Origin of the sequence: Brevibacterium sp. 'Marine' (genome assembly GCF_012844365.1) — a bacterium.
Lineage (GTDB): Bacteria > Actinomycetota > Actinomycetes > Actinomycetales > Brevibacteriaceae > Brevibacterium.
The window spans coordinates 3,586,698-3,604,922 of the sequence record NZ_CP051626.1; the positions used below are offsets into that span (position 1 = coordinate 3,586,698).

Consider the following 18,225-nt stretch of genomic DNA (forward strand, 5'->3'; position numbering starts at 1 on the left):
TGGATGCGGTTAGCCGCCAGCGTCCATGCTTGCCCTCAACTCTTGTAATAATCCACGCTTCCAAACCAGCGCTTGTCCTTCGGCGCCTGAGGCATGCTTTCGCACTCGCCTATGACAGGCCGGAGACCGGCCAAACGCGCTTCCTTCGCAATTTTGTTCACTTCTTTGTTGCACTCTGCGAACGTCGTTGCCGATACAAAAACGGAGTTGTCCAGGTATTGATGTGAGACCTTCGCCTGGGCAGCCGTTGCCGTCACCAAACCTGCACCGAACATAACCGATACTGCCAGACCAGTGGCGGCGGCTCTTTGTCTGAGTTTCATGTCGCTCCTCTACTTGACGTGGCGTGTTCTGATTGAATCGTAGTCAGGAGGCATGCAACGAGAGTCGATGCGCTGTTCCAGCTCTGCCACATTCCGGGTTCTTCATGATCGAGGGTGCCGGCCTCTAAATAGGCATGTGTCCATTGGGAATAGCCCTTTGACATTCGATATCTCAGCCAGAAAAACTCTGCCGAACGAGCTCCACTCGGAAGATGTGATCTGGCGCGGCGGGTGCTGAGCTGCGACGAGCTTGGGAAGGCACTGCGTCGAGTCGCTTCGCTCGGATCCCGGTCAGGTGTCTCGCATCAGGCTCCGAAGGACAGGAAAGTCTCGCGCATGCGCTGCGGGTCCGCCTTCTGGCCGCTGAAGAGCTCGAACGCGTCGATGGCCTGATTGACCGCCATTCCCGATCCGTCGAGCGTGCGGCACCCCTTGGCCCTGGCTTCAGCAAGCAGTTGTGTCTCGAGCGGGAAGTACACGACGTCGGCCACCCAGGTCTCCGACCCGAACACCGAGGTGTCGACCGGGGTTCCCGGATACGCCTTCATTCCCACCGGGGTGGCGTTGACGATCCCCTGCGCCGAGGCGGCCGCCCCTTCCAGCTCATCGAGCCCGATCGCTCGCGCCCGAGTTCCGACCGATGACGTTTCGACGATGTCCGCGGCGAGTCCTTCGGCTCGCTGCACATCGGTGTCGGCGATGATGAGGTCGCCGATTCCGAGTTCGGCGAGGGCGAACCCGACCGCACGGCCGGCACCGCCCGCACCGATCTGCACGACCGCCTCGGTGGCGGCACCGTCCAGTCCGGCACGGAATCCGGCGGCGAAACCGGTGACGTCGGTGTTGTATCCCGTCGTCCGACCGGCATCGTCGATGACGACTGTGTTGACCGAGTTGATGCGCGCGGCCACGGGTTCGACCTCATCGAGAAGGCCGATGACCTGCTGCTTGAACGGGTGGGTGATGTTGAGCCCGTCGAAACCGAGGCGAATCGCTGCGGTGAGCAGCTCCGTCAGTGTCGCCTCGGCGAGGTGGGGGCTGCTGATGTCGATGGTGCGGTAGATCGTGGGGATGGAGTGCGCGGCACCTTCGTTCTCGTGCATCCGCGGGGTGCGGGATGCGGAGATGCCGTCGCCGATGAGGCCGAGGAGGAGGGATGAGGTCATAGTCTCGCTTTCGCATTCGTGAGGAGGTCGATGAGGATCTCGACCGCGTGGACGTAGCCTTGTGCACCGGCTCCGGCGATGACGGCCGCAGCCACGGGTGAGAGGTAGGAGTGGTGGCGCACGGCCTCCCGCGCATGCGGGTTGCTCAGGTGCACTTCGATGATCGGGTGGTCGTAGGATTTCAGCGCATCGTGCAGGGCCAGGGAGGTGTGCGTGTACGCGCCGGCGTTGATGATCGCACCGACAGTGGAGTGCCGGGCGTCGTGGACGGCATCGATGAGCCCGCCCTCATGGTTGCTCTGGATGCAGCGGACGCCCAGCCCCGCCTCGGCGGCGGTGTCGGCACACATGGCCTCGATATCGGCCAGCGTGGTGCGGCCGTAGATCTCCGGTTCGCGTTCCCCGAGCAGGTTGAGGTTGGGTCCGTTGAGGACGAGGATTTCGGGCCGGGGAGTCATTGGGCCAGGTGCAGCTTCGGCAGTGGTTGCGGGCATGGTCACCTCGGGAATCGGGCGGCGATCAAGGCCGCGGTTTCGTTCAGTCGAGGGACGAATTCGATGAGCTCGTCGAGGCTGCGGCGAAAGACCGGAGCGGCCAGCGCGAGCGAGGCCAGCAGGGTGCCGTCGAGGTCGAAGACGGGTACGGCCAGGGCATTCATGCCGATGTCGTTCTCTTCGGACTGTCCCGCCCACCCGTCGGTGCGGATCTGTTCGAGACGTGTGCGCATCTGTGCCGGGTCGGTGATCGAGTTCGGAGTACGGGCGACGAGGTCGAGAGCGTCGACGGTGGCATCGACCTGCGGATCATGGGCGAGCAGAGCCTGGCCGATCGCGGAGGTGTGCAACGGTGATTCGTCCCCCGGGTCGGTGGTCGTGCGGAACTGCGGGCCGTCGACGGTGAGCACGGTGAGAGCGGCATTGCCGCGCCGGATGGCGAGGATGCTCGATTCGCCGGTGGAGGCCGTCAGCTCCTGGAGCAGGTCCCTCGTCGCTCCGGACAGCCCTTGCCGGTGCGCGACCTTCTGGGCCAAGCGGAAGACCTCCATCCCGAGGGTGTAGATCTTCGTACGCGCATCGAAGCTGGCATACCCGGATTCGACGAGCCCGCCGAGGAGGCGGTAGGCGGTCGAGAAGGGGTAGCCAGTCGTCTCGGCGGCCTGGGCGGCGCTGATCCCCTCGGGCGATTCACCGAGGAGTTCGAGCATCTCGAAGGTCTTCGTCACCGAGTTCGAGCCCTTGGGCGGCATGCTTCGCCTCCTTGCGCTGCTGTGGCTGTTCGATGGTGTCGGGGCAGTGTATGCGGGCGGTTCGTGAGTCCGGAAAGCAGAATTCCCGAGTTCCACGTTGACAGGCTATGTCATCTCAATCACACTGTAAACCACAATGTAACAAGTATTGCCACACTATGGCAATACCGTGCCGGTCCGATGAACGCTCGACAGCGCCGAGACTGCCGCCATGTCCCTGAGAGTCAGAAATGCGAGGAAGCATGAGCAACGCGATCGAGGAAGCTCGCCCCACGAAGAAGACACCGCTGCGCGCGGCCTTGTCGAGTTGGACGGGCTCCGCTTTGGAGTACTACGACTTCGCGGTCTATGGAACCGCTGCGGCGCTGGTGCTCAATACCTTGTTCTTCCCCGAGACCACCGCACCGGGAATCGCCATCCTCTTGGCGATGGGCACAGTCGGAGTCGCCTATGTCGTGCGCCCGCTGGGCGCACTCATCATGGGACCGCTCGGTGACCGCTTCGGTCGAAAATTCGTCCTCATGCTCACTCTGTTCATGATGGGCGTCTCGACCTTCCTCGTCGGCTGCCTACCGACCTATGAACAGGTCGGCATGCTGGCCCCGATCCTCCTCGTGCTCTGCCGCATCGTCCAGGGCCTGTCCGCTTCTGGCGAGCAGGCGAGCGCAATCTCCGTCTCCCTTGAACATTCGGCCGAGAAGAAACGATCGTGGACGACAAGCTGGACCCTGCACGGCACTCAGGCCGGGACTCTGCTGGCCACCGCAGTGTTCATCCCCTTCACGGCCTTCCTGCCCGACGAAGCACTGTTCAGCTGGGGTTGGCGCGTACCGTTCTGGCTGTCGGCGCTCGTCGTGCTCACCGCCTGGCTCATCCGTCGTGGCCTCGAGGAGCCGCCGGCGTTCAAGGAGGCACGCGCCGACAACCCACCTCTCATGCAGGTCTTCCGGTGGCACAAGGCCGCGGTCGTCCGCGTGGCCGTATGCGCCATGGTCAACACCGTGAATATGGTCTTCACCGTCTGGTCGCTGTCGTTCGCCACGTCGATCGTCGGACTCGAGCGTTCGACCATGCTGCTCGTCTCGGTCATCGCCAACGGTGTCGCTCTGTTCGCGATCCCGGCCGCCGCGCTGCTCTCCGACCGGTTCGGCCGGAAGCCGGTCTTCATCACCGGGGCCGTCGGGTCGGGCCTGATGATGTTCCCGTACCTGGGTGCGGTTTCGGCCGGGAACTGGCCGCTCATCTTCGTCTTCGGCGCCATCATGTCCGGCTGTGCGTACTCGCTGGCCAATTCCATCTGGCCCTCGTTCTATGCCGAAATGTTCCCGACGACGGCACGAGTGACAGGTCTGGCACTGGGCACACAGGTCGGATTCGCGGTCTCCGGCGGTCTGGCTCCGGTCCTCGCGTCCGCTGTCGCCGGCGCCGGAGGAGAGAATTGGGTCTCGGTCGCCGCGTTCACCGCGGGCGTCTGCATCGTCGTCGGCCTGGTCGCCATGACGGCGAAGGAGACGAAGGGACTGAGCCTGGAAGAGATCGATGTCATCCACGAGGAAAGGTCACGATGAGAACTTCGATTGCCACGGTGTGCCTGTCGGGCACGCTCGAGGAGAAGCTGCAGGCTGCCGCGACGGCAGGATTCGATGGAGTCGAGATCTTCGAACAGGATCTCATCGTCTCCCCCAACTCCCCCGAAGCGACCGCCGCACTGGCCGCAGAGCTCGGACTGAGTCTTGACCTCTATCAGCCCTTCCGCGATTTCGAAGGGGTCGATGAGGAGCAGTTCGCCGCCAACCTGGCCCGTGCCGAGGCGAAGTTCCAGCTGATGAAGCGGCTCGGCATGACCACGATGCTGCTCTGCTCGAACGTCGCCACCGCAACCGTCGACGATGATGACGTCGTCGTCGATCAGCTGCGCCGCCTCGGCGATCTGGCCGAGGGATACGACATCGACGTCGCCTATGAGGCGCTGGCCTGGGGTCGGTTCGTCTCCGAATATGATCGCGCCTGGGATCTCGTCAAGGCCGCCGATCATCCGCGCATCGGCACCTGCCTCGACAGCTTCCACATCCTCTCCCGTGGCACGGACCTGTCACGCATCGCCGAGATCCCGGGCGAGAAGATCTTCTTCCTCCAGCTCGCCGACGCTCCGTCCCTGTCGATGGACGTGCTCAGCTGGTCCCGTCACCACCGAGTCTTCCCCGGCGAAGGCTCGTGGGATCTCACCGACTTCCTCGCTCGCGTCGCCGGTACCGGTTATGCCGGACCGGTGTCGCTCGAGGTCTTCAACGATTCCTTCCGGCAGGCCGACACTCAGCGCACCGCTGTCGACGGACTGCGTTCTCTGCGATGGCTCGAAGCCAATGTGTCGGCCGTCGGCACGGACGGCGCTCATGTGGGGCTCGACCTGCAGCCGCTGCCGCAGGTCGCGGAGCCGCGAGGCATCGACTACGTCGAACTGAACACCGATGACCTGGGCGCGCTCACCCGGTTGATCCACCAGCTCGGCTTCCGGTTCGTCGGCTTCCACCGCACGAAACCACATGTGCAGCTGTGGCAACGCGGTCAGGCTCGAATCGTCGTCACTGAGCCCGCCGGCCCGTGCGACGAATTCACCACCGTGACCAACGAAACCACCGACCCGGCTGAAGAAGCCGCCGCCTTGGCAGCAGACTCCACCGGGTCCGGAACATTTCTGCGCGGCATCGGCTTCGCCGTCGACAATGCCGACGCCGCAATGGAACGTGCGCTCTTGCTCTCGGCCACGGAAGTCCCCCGCGATCAGGCACACGACGAAGAGGTGCTGCGTGGGGTCTTCGCACCCGACGGATCAGAGGTCTTCTTCGGTGATGGCGATGGTGAGGATCCGCAGTGGACCGACGAGTTCGGCACCGTCCCGGACGACCGGCAGTCGGCGATCGACCACATCAACCTCGCTCAGCCTGCTCACCACTACGACGAAGCAGTGCTCTTCTACACCTCCCTCCTCGCTCTGACCGCACTGCCGTCCCAGGACGTGCCGAGCCCCTCCGGTCTTGTGCGCTCCCAAGTGATGTCGAGCGCCGATGGGGCAGTGAGGATGCCGCTCAACGTCTCCCCCGACCACAGTCCCAACGCGTTGGGCCGAGGTGTTGGCTCAACCGCAGAGACCTACCCCGAGCATGTGGCCATCGCCTGCGACGACATCTTCACTGCCGCGATGACCGCGGTCGCGCGAGGCCTGAAGTTCTTGGAAGTGCCGCAGAACTACTATGAAGACCTTGCCGCACGCTTCGACCTCGCACCGGAGCTGCTGGATCGGCTCAGCGAGCACAATATCCTCTACGACCGTGACGACGAGGGCGAGTTCCTCCATTTCTATACGTCGACGATCGGCTCGGTCTTCTTCGAGATGGTCGAACGCCGTACCGGCTATCGCGGCTTCGGCGCTCCGAACGCGCCGGTGCGGCTGGCCGCTCAACACCGGCGCAATACGGAGAGTTGAAGTGCCGAGTCCCCACAGGCGATCCCCGGTCAGCGCGGAGCAGGAGCCGCTCAGAACGGCGCAGCGCTCCCGCGTGGATCGACGTATTCCATACCAGACCAGTCGCTCGAGTTGATCGCCGAACCTTCGAAGCCGAAGGACGACTCCCACGACTCATCGTCGACGTCCTCGCCTGCCTCGAGCTCGAGGCCGTACGACCAAGGGCACATCTCGCGTCGAGGATTCGGCCGAAGCCGACGGCGCGAGATCTGCCAGACGATTCGCCGGATCTCGTGCTCCTCAACACCGAGGAAATCAGCGGCAGCGCCGATCAGTTCAAGCACATACTCGTCCGTGGCTATGGGGTACCACCCGACAATCTGATTGAAATAGCCCTTCACGCGGTAGTCGATATCGAAATGAGGGGAGCCGGCGATCATGAGCAGATTGCGCCACGAGAACCCCGATCTCTGACTGGGGAGCGCTCTCCAGGCCTTTGCCACCACATTGGCATGCGGCCCGATACACGGTTCTTCTTTGACCGCGGCAAGCAGGTGCTCAACGGTGTCGATACCGTGATCAGCCATCACTCTAGTGGCGCGGTCGACCACCTCGGCCCTGAGCATGGCGCCCGGCTGCACGTTGGCGGGCTTGACGTTGCAGATCACCTCCCGCGCCCACACCTCGGGCCCGCCGGCCTCTGCAATCGAATACCGCAGTGATTTCGCCCCATCGGATTCACCGTGCCGGGCGATATAGCGATCGGTGACGTTGTCGACCGCCGTCGGGTGCGACCCCGTCGAATAGAGCGCGTCGAGAATGCACAGAGCGAGACTGCCCGGATAGCTGATTGATCGCGGCCTCCCTTGGTCATCGAGGAACTCTTCACAGCTCCACGCCAATTCTCTGATGCTGCTGGTCGTGATCTCCATTGTTCTGACCTTCCGTCATGCATCGCACCCTGCGATGCGGCGCCCCTGACTCCGCTGTCGGAGGCATGATGAAACACTATCCGGAGGCACTGACATACCTTGATCGGAGCAGAATAGAACGAATCATTCATATGAAATCGCAAGAGGTGCATTTGCTTGGACAACGTCGTGCCACGCACCGTCTCACCAGGGGAAACCGCCACCCTCATAAGAGTCCCTCTGCCTTGGCACTCCTGACGGGCTCTGGCAAGGTGGAGCCATGAGCACAGAAGAGATCATCATCGACGGCCCCCTGGCACGCGCCTCGCGGATCCTCTGCCAGGTGTCAGCCAAGCATGTGGCAGACAAGGCTGAGATCAAGAAGTCCGAACTCAAGGACTACGAAAAGGGAATCGCGGACCTCACCGCTGAGCAGGAGCGTCGTCTCATCCTCGCCCTCGAGGAGTACGGTGCACGGTTCATTCCCGACGGCGCAGAGGGTGGCTACGGCATCCGTCTGAAGTTCAGCCGCGCAAAAGTCCGCGCGATCGAACGCTGGGAAGACGAAGGCGGCACCCCCGGCTCCGATGACGTCTGAGCCCTCCGCGGAAAGACGCTGAGCAACCAGGCGTCGTCAGTGAAGATCCGGCGGCTGAGTCATCACAAGGGCGGCTGAGTCATCACAAGGGCGGCTGAGTCATCACAAGGCTGTGGCCTCGAATCCGCATTGAGCAGATTCGAGGCCACAGGTGCATCCGTTGGCATCGAGGGACCACCTCGGTGCCGAAATGTCGCCGGCGTCGAACGCCGGGAAGCATCAGCGGAGAACGTCAGTTCTTGCCGATGAACTCGAGGTTGTCGACGACACGATTGGAGAAGCCCCACTCGTTGTCATACCAGGCAACGACCTTGACGTGGTTGCCGACGACGCGGGTGAGCGCGGAGTCGAAGATCGACGAAGCGGGCTGACCGACGATATCGGAGGAGACGATGGGCTCGTCCTCGTACTCGAGGATGCCTTTGAGTTCGCCCTCCGAGGCCTTCTTGTAGGCGTCGAGCACCTCGTCGCGGGTGACCTCGCGGGACACGGTCGTGTTGATCTCGACGATCGAGCCGACCGGGACGGGAACGCGGATGGCGTCGCCGGACAGCTTTCCGTCGAGCTGCGGGAGGACGAGGCCGATGGCCTTGGCCGCACCCGTCGAAGTGGGGATGATGTTCTCGGCAGCGGCACGGGCACGACGGGGATCCTTGTGCGGGCCGTCCTGAACCATCTGGTCACCGGTGTAGGCGTGGACGGTGGTCATGAAGCCCTGCTCGATTCCGGCGAGGTCATCGAGGACCTTGGCCAGCGGAGCCAGGGCGTTCGTCGTGCACGAGGCGTTGGAGATGACGGTGTGCTCGGGCTTGTACGCCTCGCTGTTCACACCATAGGCGAGGGTGACGTCGGCACCCTTCGAGGGAGCGGAGACGAGGACCTTCTTCGCGCCGGCGGTGATGTGGGCGTTGGCCTTGTCGGCCTTGGTGAAGCGGCCGGTCGATTCGAGGGCGATGTCGATGCCGAGCTCGCCCCAGGGCAGCTTGGCCGGATCCTTCTCGGCGAAGACCTTGACGGTCTTGCCGTCGATGACGAGGGAATCTTCGGTGGCCTCGACGTCGTGGTTGAAGCGTCCGAGGGTGGTGTCGAACTTCAGCAGCCGAGCGAGATCGTCGACGGCGCCGAGGTCGTTGATGGCCACGACCTCGAGCTCGCTGCCGCGCTCGATCAGGGCCCGCAGGGTGCTGCGTCCGATGCGACCGAAACCATTGATGGCGATGCGAGTCAATGTCACTCCTTTTACACGGGATTCGTCTTGATACCTCCATCATGGGCGATTTCCACAAACGTCAACAGTGGCCAGACAGTCAATCTGCGCAAGGTTCTCGCCAGTCGTATTGCCAGATGCCGAAAGTTTCTGGCCATGGCCGTTGACGTGTGATCCGGGTCGCTGAAATGTACCGAAAAGCGCCCAGCCCTCTGCACCGGCATCAGCCTTTACTCAGCCCTGAAAGGAGTGGCGGTAGTCGTTCGGTGAGGTCGAGAGGATGCGTTGGAAGTGCATCCGCAGATTCGCCCCCGTCCCGAGTCCCACCTGGTCAGCGATCTGCTCGATGCCCAGGTCGGAATTCTCCAGCAGCTCTCGGGCGACATCGACTCGGGCCCTGAGAACCCACTGCATCGGGGTGTAGCCGGTGTCTTCGACGAAGCGACGGGAGAAGGTGCGCACGGAGACTCCGGCATTGGCGGCGAGATCGCGCAGGGTGATCTTCTCCCCGATGTGCTGCAGTGCCCATTCGCGGGTGTCGGCGAAGTCGTCGCCGAGAGGATCGGGCACGCTGCGCGGCACGTACTGTGCCTGGCCCGCGCTCCGGTAGGCGGCGGCGACCAGGCGTCGGGCGACCTGATTGGACAGGCCGACGCCGTGGTCGCTGCGGATGAGATGGAGGCACAGATCGATCGCCGAGGCGGCTCCGGCCGAGGTCAGCAGCTGCCCCTCGTCGATGAATAGAACGTTCTCGTCGACCTTGATCGAGGGGAACCGTCGAGCAAGCTCTTTCGCCGTCGACCAGTGCGTGGTGGCGCGTCGCCCGACGAGCAGCCCCGTGCGCGCGAGGACGAACGTGCCGGTGGAGATCGCGGCGATCCGCGCGCCGCGCTCGAACGCCGAGAGCAGGGCCCCGATGACTGAAGCGGGTGGTTCCTCTGCCACGGCCGAGGTGGCACCGGGCAGGATGACCGTATCCGCGGTCTCCAACGCTTCGAGACCTCGATCGACGGAATAGTCCAGCCCGTCCGATCCGGCCACTTTGCCTGCGGTGATGCCGCAGACCTCGACTTCATAGGGCCAGCTGCCCGCGGGCACGGTCGTCGTTCGTGCACCGGGGACGGCGGAAGCCGCCTCACCGCTCGGGTTCGGCTGGGAGCGGGGAGCCACCTCGGTGCGGGTGCGGTCGGTGGCGGCGTTCGACTCGCGGCCGAAGACCTGGACGGGGACGCCGAGATCCATAGCAGACACCCCGTCCAATGCCAGCACGAGGATGCGGTGCGGGCGGGAACGGGGTGCTCTGCGCGGAAGGGTGCGGGGGTCGTCAGTCATGATCGCCTCTCAGTCTAGGCAATCGGGACTCGCCCCGGTGCGAACTCAGTGCTCGTGGACCCCCGTGAGCTTGAAGCCCAGACGACCGTGGGCATATGCTCCACCGGCGCGGAGAGCCGAGGCGGTCCAGGCGGTCTCGGCCAGTTCGGTCTCTGTGGCACCGGCTTTGACGGCGGCATTCGAATGCGCATCGATGCAGTAGGCGCACTGGGTGGTCAAGCCGACGGCGTAGGCGATCAGTTCACGGTACTTCAGCGGAATCTCGCGGCCTTCTGCGGCGAAGACGGCGTTGTTGAACTCGCCGAAGGCCTTGAGAATGTCGGGAGTGGTCTCTTTGTAGGCCTTGTCGTACTTGCCGTCGGTCTCGCGGTCGAAGAAATCTGACATCGTGCTGCCTCCTGTGATCGGTGTCATTCCGATCCTCACGCTACCGATTTCGCTCCTCGGCTGCACGGGTTTCGCCCAATGATGACAACCGCTGTCTTCTGCGGGTGGATCCGTCTCGACTATCCGCGCGGTTGCGATGTGGGTCCGTCCGCAGGAGACACGCGAACCGCTCGGCCTCAGTAGAGCGTGTTCTGGCTGACGAGAGAAGCCGCCTGAGTTCCCGGCAGAGGCGGTTCCTGAGGTGCGGCTGAGGGAGGCGAGACATCAGGAGGTGCAATCGCAGGAGACGCTACTTCACTCAGCGGAGGCATGGGCCCTGCAGATGCAGGGTCTGCAGATGCTGGCGCTGCGGACGTCGGGTCGGCGGGAGCCGGAGCCACCGGTGCGGCCTCTGCCGGTGCGGGCAGGGTGTCTGCGGGGACCGATTCGACGGAATTCGCAGCCGCCTGCACCGCGTCGGCTGGTGACGCAGCCGCCGGAATCGACTCTGCGGCCAGCGCCTCGGCGCTCTCCGCTTCGGGACTGCCGATACTCGGGTCGACGGGCGCAGCAGCACTCGGCGCTGCTGGTGCGGTGCCCGGTGCAGCGTTTCGGGGAGCCGCCTCGGTGGGGGCAGGATCGGCAGGCGTCCGACCGGTAGTCGGGACCGCTTCGGCGATGGCTTCGAACATGGCCAAGGTGCCGTGCTGGGCGGCCAGGCTCACCGGTTCAGGGTCGCTTGAGAGCTTGACACCGACGGTCTGCGTGGCGCGGTCGATGTAGAGCATCTGGCCATGAATGCCGATGCCGATGACGACGTCCCGGCTGGCCGAAGGCAACCAGAACTGGCTGCGGTACATGCCGCCCGGATAGGAACGCCCCGACGGGGATGCGGCGAAGATCTTCGCCGAGTCCTCGGCACCGGTGAAGATGTCGTCGACCCATTCCGCCGAGAGCACCCGTTCGCCGTTTTCGGTGGTGCCGCCGCGGGCGATCATCTCGCCGAAGCGGGCGAGGTCGCGCAAGGTCGCGCTGATGGCGCCGTCGGCGATCGATCCGCCCCACCGGTCCTGGCAGACCTGGGCAGCGTGGGCGGCGCCGATCTTCGACCACACGTATTCGCTGGTGACGATGGAGAACGGCTGGCCGGTGACCGCCTCGGCGATCCAAGCGAGCACATCGGTTTCGCAGCTACGGTAGACGAAAGCCGATCCGTGGTCACGCTCGCTGGTCAGTCCGGTGAGAAAGTTCTTGATCCCGTTCGCCGAGGCTGCCGTCCGCGGCGCGAAATCGACGGCTTCGAACAGGGCACGGATCTCCGAATCCTTCTCGAGGTACTCCTCGGAGAACTTGATTCCCGAGCGCATGTCGAGCAGGTCGCGGATGGTTGCCCCCGCGTAGCCGCTCTTCGCCAGAGCGGGCACATGCGTGGTGACGAGATCGGTCGTGCGCAGCAGCCCGGCGTCGGCGAGCGCTCCGATGACGGTGGCCACGATGGACTTGCTCACGGAGAAGAGCATGTGCTGGCGGGCCGGCTTCATCGGCCAGGCGTATTCCTCAGCCAGTGCCATCCCGTTGCGAGTGACGAGCCAGGCGTCGGTGTGGGTGTTGGCCAGGACGTCGCCGACAGTGGTCCAATCTTCGTCGATCGCCGGCCACTTCTCGCGGTCGATGGTCAGCGGGCGGAAGTCGTTGTCGTCGGTGACGTATTCGCGCACAGGTCCGATGCCGCGCGGGATACCGCCGGTCGGGAAGATCTCCTGCATCCGGGTCAGGGCGAAGGCGAAGAACTCCGGCCATTTCCAGGTATCGAGGTCGATGCTCTCGAGCACCGCTTCGGAGGGGTCGACGATTGCGTCTTCGCTGGCCGATTCGAGTTCCCCGACATGCGGAAGGGTGATATCCGGCGCCGAGGCGTCCGCATCGTCGTCTCCGCGCTGCGCAACTGTGGGACTCTGGGAGGCCGGGGGCTGCTGGGAGTCCGCGTCCGCGGACTGGCCGGGAACCGCCTCGGTGGCGGTTTCTGTGGATGTGCTGATGCCCTTGGTATTGCCGGACAGTGCACCGATGCGGCGGTTCGGAGGGGTCGCCGGGCGGGGCGGAAGAGTCTCGTCTTCGCCTGCCATGTCACCTCCGCTGTCTCGACCTGGACTGCGCTGCGCATGCGCGCGGCCGTCCCGCTGTGCAGGGAACACACTACCGGTACGAGGTGAAACCCCGTAGCCGAAGCGGGCCGATTCGGGCGTTGCGGCGTTCTCCGTCCCGAGAGTCTGCGCCTCTCACCTGGAGTGACAGTCTGGGTGATTACCAATCAGTTATTCACCTGACATTTCGCCTCCCGTGCATCATTACGCTGATGTCGACCCCGACGTCGAGGTCACAGACTGGCAGCGTCTGGCGCATTATCGACCACTAGAGGCTGACCTTGAGGAAGAAGACATCGGCCTCGTTGACCGTCGGCGCGGCTGCTGCTCACTATGTCATCGAGACCACCGGAGGGCTCGATCAGACCGAGTAGCCTCGATGATGCCCGGCATGGCTCCGCAGCGAAGTCCTGATGAACTCGATATGTTCAAGGTGAGCGATTTCGCGCCGAACCAAGAGCACTACACGCCGGATGGGCGTGGGATCGACGAGCGGTCGTGCAGTCAGGTCGGCCGGCAGCTCACCGATGGCCAAGCGCGGCAGCACCGTCACACCGATCCCAGCACTCACCATCGCAAGAATGCCATAATGATCATCAGCACGAGCGACGTATTTCGGACTGAACCCTGCAGCTTGGGTGACGTGCTCGACCACTTCTTGAGTAGGCCCGCCGATGACGCTTAGATCGACCATGGGCTCTTCAGCCAACTCCCCTACGGCTACGTTCCTTTGTGCGCTCAACCGATGGCCTCTCGGCAGCACCACCATGTATTCATCGTCGATCAGTTCCTCGCGCCGGTATCCCGAAACCTCCTGAGGCTCGGCGTGGCCCGGTTCGTTCGCTATATCGAGATCGCCGAAGCGCCGTTCTGTTCCGATCAGAGGCTCGTTCGTCATGATGTCGAATCGCAGATCGGGATACCTCCGAACGACTTCACCCAGGACTGTTGGAATCCACTCCTTTGCCACCGACGAGAAGCACCCGATGGTCAACCTCGGCCGCGGACCGGTACGGACAGCTTCAGTGAGGGCCTCGAGCCGCTTCGCCTCGACGAATAGGGGTTCGGATTCGTCAGCCAGCTGTCTGCCGGCGTCGGTGATCTCAATTCCGCGCCCACTTCGGCGATAGATCGGATAGCCCACCGTTCTCTCCAGGGCGATGATGTGCTGGCTGACGCTCGCGGGTGCGTACTGGAGGTTACGTGCGGCGGCGTTGACCGACCCGGCTTTCACTACAGCGCGCCATACCCTGAGCCTATTGAGATCCCACACTTGGAATATTGTACGCCACTGACTGATAAACATTCATAAATGTTTGCTTTTCTTGATGACTGAACAGAGACATGCTGGAAGCGTCGAAAGATCCGGAAAACAGCTGAAGGGAACCGGCCATGCTCTCTCTGTCGATCGTCTGCGGCGCCGTACTAGCGGGTTATTTCAGCATCGGACGTATCGCCTGTCCGAGTTCGGACCGCCTGCCCTTGAGTGAGTTGGGCTTTGCGGACGTGTGCGCAACGATTCGTCGCGGTTGGTACACACTTGGCCAATATTCGAGACTCGAGACAATGTCAATGCGGATGCGGAGGGACCCACGGTGACCGGGTCCGAGTACACCGCGTTCCTCGGCGCCAGCATCATTTTGGCGGTGACCCCGGGACCCGATACCTTTCTCATGCTCAAGTTCGGAGCACGAAATGTCTACGCTGGCTTCGTCTATGTTTCGGCAGTAGCGCTCGGTGTCATGATGTGGGCCGTGTTCGCCGTGACTGGCGTTGCTGCTGTTCTTGAACAATTCCCCGGTGTCCGAACTGCACTGACCTTGGTGGGAGGCTGCTACCTAGTCCTCCTGGGCGCGTCAGCTCTTCTGGGCCTCCGCCGGACGTTGCGTTCGACGTCGCGCAATGCCGACAGCGAGGTCGAATACGATTCCACAGAAAAGACGTCTGTACGAGTGGCGCCCGCGGATCTGAGCACAGAGACCGAAGTCGACGTCGCGGCCTCAGCGGAATTCTATACCGCTTCGGGGACGGGCAATTGGCGCACTGTGGTGAAACCGACGGCTGTCTTCCGCACGGGCCTGATCAGCTCACTGACGAATCCGAAGACTGGTCTCTTCTTCCTTGCGCTCCTTCCGCCTTTCCTGCCTCATGCCCCGGGGCTGGTCGACTATGGATTGCTCCTCGCAACCATAGCCATATGCATCCTCATCTACGGGGCGATAGTCTCTTTAGCGGCGGCACGTATCGGTCGCTTGCTGACGGCCGGTTCAGGGCCGATGATCGTCGATGCCTTCTCGGGCGTCGTGCTCATCTGTATCGGAATAGGAATCGTCGCCTTCCACTGATGGATGCTTCCGACCGACAAGTGAAACAGCAGCGACGGACCGGAAACGGCCCACGATAATGATTCTCTGGTCTCGCATAGAGCCCATTGCGTCTCCAACTGAAACGGCGAAGACTCGACGACGTAAGATTCCCTGGTCAACATGATGAGGACAGAACTATGAAGATTCTCGCGCACGCTTTCACCATGGTCCCCACGGATGACCTCTTCGATGCTGTCTCCGCCCACGTAGCGGGCGGGCTCAACGTCTATTGGCGGCCCGATCCGCGGACTGCGTTGTTAGGAGTCAACGACCGCGCCTGCGTGATGGTCGAAGATGATCCGGCTGAACGTGCGCTTGGGCCCGGTCCGGTGCTGCTGGTCGACGATGTGACGAAGATCGGCTTGGACGACGCCTCCTCGTGGGCTATTTCGCCGATAGAGGTGCGGGTAGGCAACTATGCCGCGTTAGACCGGAAGGGAATCATCGTCCGCTATCTTGATCTTTCGATGCTTGAGGTCAGCATTCCGAGAGCATGGTTCGGACACTCACACGACGCAGCCGATCGCCAGGGAGCAAATAGCCATGGGAATTGATCCGGACATCACGGCCGTTCAGACCGCCGGTTTCACCTTGCAAGTCTACGTGCCGACCGACGAGACTGCCGCAGCGCGTTCGTTCTACAGTTCGCTGTTTGGCCGCGAGCCGGAGTTCGAGCCGCACGACGACTTCTTCGAGTGGTCGCCGATCGCTGGTCAGGAATGCTGGTTTCAGGTGTCGGGGAAAGACCCAGCATCCCCATTGCTCAACAGAGTCCGCTTTCGCGTACTCGATCTGGGCGAGGCGTTGTCGTTTCTCGACTCCTCCGGGATAGCGCGGTCCGAACCGTCACAGCTGCCTGGTGTCGTCGCTTTTGTTGACTTCACAGATCCTTGGGGCAACCGGCTCGGCTACTACCAAGACCTGGTGCCAAGTGGTCAGCAACAGGATTACAGAGGCACCTCGGTCAACGATGAAGCGCAGTTCACCCGGTTCGCGAACGAGTAAGCGAGCTAGGCCAGCGTGTGAGAATCGCCGAGAAACGGGCTGAGCGTCGAGAAACGCACGTGCACACCCGTTTTTCGACACCCAGCCCGTTTCTCGGCGGAGTCCGCGAGAGGCGCTGCCTCTACACCAGCCCCTGGTCCTCGGCGACGCGGATGGCGCGGGCACGGGAATCCACGCCGAGCTTCGTGAACACATTGACGAGGTGACTCTTCACAGTCGCCTCGGTGACGAAGAGCTCCTGGGCGATCTGCGCGTTCGACGCCCCGGTGGCCAAGAGTCTGACGACGTCACGTTCGCGACGGGTCAGCTTCGGACTGGGATTGCGCATCGCGGCGAAGACCTTCGACGAGATCTCCGGAGGCATGTAGGTCTCCCCCTTCGCCGCCTTCTCGATCGCCGTCGAGATGTCCCCCGGGTCGATGTCCTTGAGCAGGTACCCCGAGGCCCCGGCGTTGATCGCGGCGATGATCTCCGAGTCGAGGTCGAAGGTGGTAAGGATGAGCACCGCCGGCGGGTTCGCCTTCGCGCGCAGCCTCTTCGTCACCTCGATGCCGTCGATCCCCTCCCCCAGCCGCAGGTCGCAGAGGACGACGTCGGGGTCGAGTTCGTCGACGATCGTCAGCGCCTCCTCTCCGCTGCCGGCCTCACCGATCACAGCGATGTGGTCCGGTGCGTCGATGACGGACTTCAGACCCGCCCGCACGACCGGGTGATCGTCGACGAGGATGACTCGGATGCTCATGCGTTCTCTCCTGTGTCGGTGCGCGTTTCTTCATCAGCGGTGCCGAGTCCCTCACCCCGGGTGTGCAGCTGGGATTGGCTGGGTAGGGTCGCGGAGATCGCGAACCCGGATCCCTGACTCGATTCGATGACGAGTTCACCGCCGAGTTCGCGCATCCTGGAGCCGATGAAGTCGAGGCCGAATCCCGAATCGGGGTTCCGCTGCCGGTTGTGCGGATCGGCCATTCCGACCCCGTCGTCGACGATGTCCATTCTGATCGCCCCGTCGATGTCCATGAGGCTGACCATCACTCGTGTGGCCTGCGAATGCTGTCGAACGTTGGCCAGAGCCGATTGCGCGGTGCGCAGCAGCGCTACCTCCGCCTCGGCGGACAGGGTCGGCAGGGTCTCGTCGACGTCGAGGCGGCCCGTGATCGAGCTGTCCTCTTCGAGGCGGGCCAGCAACCGCCGGATCGCCGCGGTCAGCGCACCGTCCTCGAATTCGGCCGGGGCGAGGGCGGCGATGATGCGGCGGACGTCGCGGGAGCTGTGCGCGGCGAGGTCCTCGACTTGGGCGAGCACCTGCCCGGCGTGGTCATCGGTGGTGCGCTCCGCCTCGGCGTGGGCGATGAGGCGGATCGACGAGATCGACTGCGCGATCGTGTCGTGGATATCGCGGGAGACGCGGGTCCGCTCCTGGATCTCGCCGGCATGCCGCTGAGTCAGGGCGAGTTCGTCCTGGAGGTCGAGCAGGTTCTGGTGGGCGAGTTCGAGGGAACGCAGCAGCTCCTCCCGACGACGACCTTCACGGAGGAGTTCGATGTAACCGCGGGAGAGCCCCAGCGCGAAAACGGCACCGATGAGTGAGCCGATGATGCTCGGCGGAAGCACCTGACCATAGTGAGCCAGCGGCGCGACGATGGTCGCGATATAGGTCAGTGCAGTGAAGACGATGGCGATGCGCAGGGAGAAGAGGTGACCGGCGAGCAGCCAGAGGAGGAAGGCGACCCAGATGAACTCGGCGGAGACGAGCAGGGTGCACAGCCACGCGGCGGCGAGGACGATGAGCCACCATTTCGCCAGCACCAGCGCTCCGGAGCGAGCAGCGCGGACGGCGCCGAGGGCGTACCAGGCGAGGAAGACGATGCTCACGGCGATCGCGGCGAGCATCGGGGCGCCGGTGGTGATCGCGCGAATGCAGGAGATGAGCATGAGGACGAGCGCGATGGCGTGCTGGCCGATCTCCATCGTCCGTTCCGTCCATTTGCGTGCGCCCACGCTGCCACCTTCCTGCAGATCGGCCTCGGCGACGAACGTGCCGAAACGGTGATCCAGTGCTGTCATGATCTCCCTGCCAACTCAATCACATCCGGAACCC

Annotated in this window: 18 protein-coding genes; 6 read left to right on the forward strand and 12 right to left on the reverse strand. The window is 63.5% G+C overall.

Annotation, left to right across the window (positions count from 1 at the left end; translation table 11 throughout):
- Nucleotides 1-35 precede the first annotated feature (35 nt).
- The 4 genes from HF684_RS16155 to HF684_RS16170 all read right to left on the reverse strand — a co-directional run bounded on the left by HF684_RS16155 (nucleotide 36) and on the right by HF684_RS16170 (nucleotide 2,735).
- Nucleotides 36-323: a hypothetical protein gene (locus tag HF684_RS16155; RefSeq protein ID WP_169253303.1), complete on the reverse strand. Its 288-nt coding sequence runs from the start codon at nucleotides 321-323 to the stop codon at nucleotides 36-38.
- Nucleotides 324-628: 305 nt separating this feature from the next.
- A complete protein-coding gene (locus HF684_RS16160) occupies nucleotides 629-1,489 on the reverse strand; it encodes a shikimate dehydrogenase (protein WP_169253304.1) in 861 nt (286 codons plus the stop codon).
- Entirely contained in the window at nucleotides 1,486-1,983 is a 498-nt protein-coding gene (gene aroQ, locus HF684_RS16165; protein WP_248278991.1) for a type II 3-dehydroquinate dehydratase, read from the reverse strand. The genes HF684_RS16160 and aroQ overlap by 4 nt, the downstream gene beginning before the upstream one ends.
- Nucleotides 1,984-1,985: 2 nt before the next feature.
- Complete coding sequence (locus HF684_RS16170; protein WP_169253305.1) at nucleotides 1,986-2,735, reverse strand: IclR family transcriptional regulator; 750 nt, start codon at nucleotides 2,733-2,735, stop codon at nucleotides 1,986-1,988.
- Between the two features lie 242 nt (nucleotides 2,736-2,977).
- Between HF684_RS16170 and HF684_RS16175 the strand changes: the two genes are divergently transcribed.
- Both HF684_RS16175 and HF684_RS16180 read left to right on the forward strand, forming a co-directional pair.
- The gene (locus HF684_RS16175; RefSeq protein ID WP_169253306.1) at nucleotides 2,978-4,303 is read left to right on the forward strand and encodes an MFS transporter; all 1,326 of its coding nucleotides are present in this window, start codon (nucleotides 2,978-2,980) and stop codon (nucleotides 4,301-4,303) included.
- The gene (locus HF684_RS16180; protein ID WP_169253307.1) at nucleotides 4,300-6,219 is read left to right on the forward strand and encodes a sugar phosphate isomerase/epimerase and 4-hydroxyphenylpyruvate domain-containing protein; all 1,920 of its coding nucleotides are present in this window, start codon (nucleotides 4,300-4,302) and stop codon (nucleotides 6,217-6,219) included. Before HF684_RS16175 ends, HF684_RS16180 begins: the two co-directional genes overlap by 4 nt.
- A gap of 50 nt (nucleotides 6,220-6,269) precedes the next feature.
- Here HF684_RS16180 and HF684_RS16185 read toward each other — a convergent pair whose 3' ends face one another.
- Nucleotides 6,270-7,130 carry a hypothetical protein gene (locus HF684_RS16185; protein ID WP_169253308.1) on the reverse strand — a complete coding sequence of 287 codons (861 nt, stop codon included), beginning with the start codon at nucleotides 7,128-7,130 and terminating at the stop codon, nucleotides 6,270-6,272.
- A 259-nt stretch (nucleotides 7,131-7,389) separates the two neighbouring features.
- On the opposite strand from HF684_RS16185, the gene HF684_RS16190 reads away from it, so the two are divergent.
- Entirely contained in the window at nucleotides 7,390-7,707 is a 318-nt protein-coding gene (locus HF684_RS16190; RefSeq protein WP_169253309.1) for an XRE family transcriptional regulator, read from the forward strand.
- Nucleotides 7,708-7,939: 232 nt separating this feature from the next.
- On the opposite strand, the gene gap is transcribed toward HF684_RS16190, so the two are convergent.
- The 5 genes from gap to HF684_RS16215 all read right to left on the reverse strand — a co-directional run bounded on the left by gap (nucleotide 7,940) and on the right by HF684_RS16215 (nucleotide 14,062).
- Nucleotides 7,940-8,935 carry a type I glyceraldehyde-3-phosphate dehydrogenase gene (gap, locus tag HF684_RS16195; protein ID WP_169253310.1) on the reverse strand — a complete coding sequence of 332 codons (996 nt, stop codon included), beginning with the start codon at nucleotides 8,933-8,935 and terminating at the stop codon, nucleotides 7,940-7,942.
- 213 nt (nucleotides 8,936-9,148) lie between these two features.
- Nucleotides 9,149-10,246, reverse strand: a complete 1,098-nt coding sequence (locus tag HF684_RS16200) for a DJ-1/PfpI family protein (protein WP_169253311.1) — start codon at nucleotides 10,244-10,246, stop codon at nucleotides 9,149-9,151.
- A gap of 45 nt (nucleotides 10,247-10,291) precedes the next feature.
- Nucleotides 10,292-10,633, reverse strand: coding sequence for a carboxymuconolactone decarboxylase family protein (locus HF684_RS16205; RefSeq protein ID WP_169253312.1), 342 nt, complete (start codon nucleotides 10,631-10,633; stop codon nucleotides 10,292-10,294).
- Between the two features lie 176 nt (nucleotides 10,634-10,809).
- Entirely contained in the window at nucleotides 10,810-12,738 is a 1,929-nt protein-coding gene (locus HF684_RS16210; RefSeq protein ID WP_169253313.1) for a serine hydrolase, read from the reverse strand.
- Nucleotides 12,739-13,117: 379 nt separating this feature from the next.
- Entirely contained in the window at nucleotides 13,118-14,062 is a 945-nt protein-coding gene (locus HF684_RS16215) for a LysR family transcriptional regulator (RefSeq protein WP_169253314.1), read from the reverse strand.
- A gap of 289 nt (nucleotides 14,063-14,351) precedes the next feature.
- Between HF684_RS16215 and HF684_RS16220 the strand changes: the two genes are divergently transcribed.
- From HF684_RS16220 to HF684_RS16230, 3 genes are all read left to right on the forward strand, one after another.
- Nucleotides 14,352-15,101, forward strand: a complete 750-nt coding sequence (locus tag HF684_RS16220; protein ID WP_169253315.1) for a LysE family translocator — start codon at nucleotides 14,352-14,354, stop codon at nucleotides 15,099-15,101.
- A 158-nt stretch (nucleotides 15,102-15,259) separates the two neighbouring features.
- Complete coding sequence (locus tag HF684_RS16225) at nucleotides 15,260-15,676, forward strand: hypothetical protein (protein WP_169253316.1); 417 nt, start codon at nucleotides 15,260-15,262, stop codon at nucleotides 15,674-15,676.
- The gene (locus HF684_RS16230; protein ID WP_169253317.1) at nucleotides 15,666-16,127 is read left to right on the forward strand and encodes a hypothetical protein; all 462 of its coding nucleotides are present in this window, start codon (nucleotides 15,666-15,668) and stop codon (nucleotides 16,125-16,127) included. The genes HF684_RS16225 and HF684_RS16230 overlap by 11 nt, the downstream gene beginning before the upstream one ends.
- Before the next feature lie 121 nt (nucleotides 16,128-16,248).
- Here HF684_RS16230 and HF684_RS16235 read toward each other — a convergent pair whose 3' ends face one another.
- On the reverse strand, nucleotides 16,249-16,869 hold the full coding sequence (locus HF684_RS16235) for a response regulator transcription factor (protein ID WP_169253318.1): 621 nt from the start codon (nucleotides 16,867-16,869) through the stop codon (nucleotides 16,249-16,251).
- Nucleotides 16,866-18,191 carry a sensor histidine kinase gene (locus HF684_RS16240; protein WP_248278993.1) on the reverse strand — a complete coding sequence of 442 codons (1,326 nt, stop codon included), beginning with the start codon at nucleotides 18,189-18,191 and terminating at the stop codon, nucleotides 16,866-16,868. The genes HF684_RS16235 and HF684_RS16240 overlap by 4 nt, the downstream gene beginning before the upstream one ends.
- Between the last annotated feature and the right edge of the window lie 34 nt (nucleotides 18,192-18,225).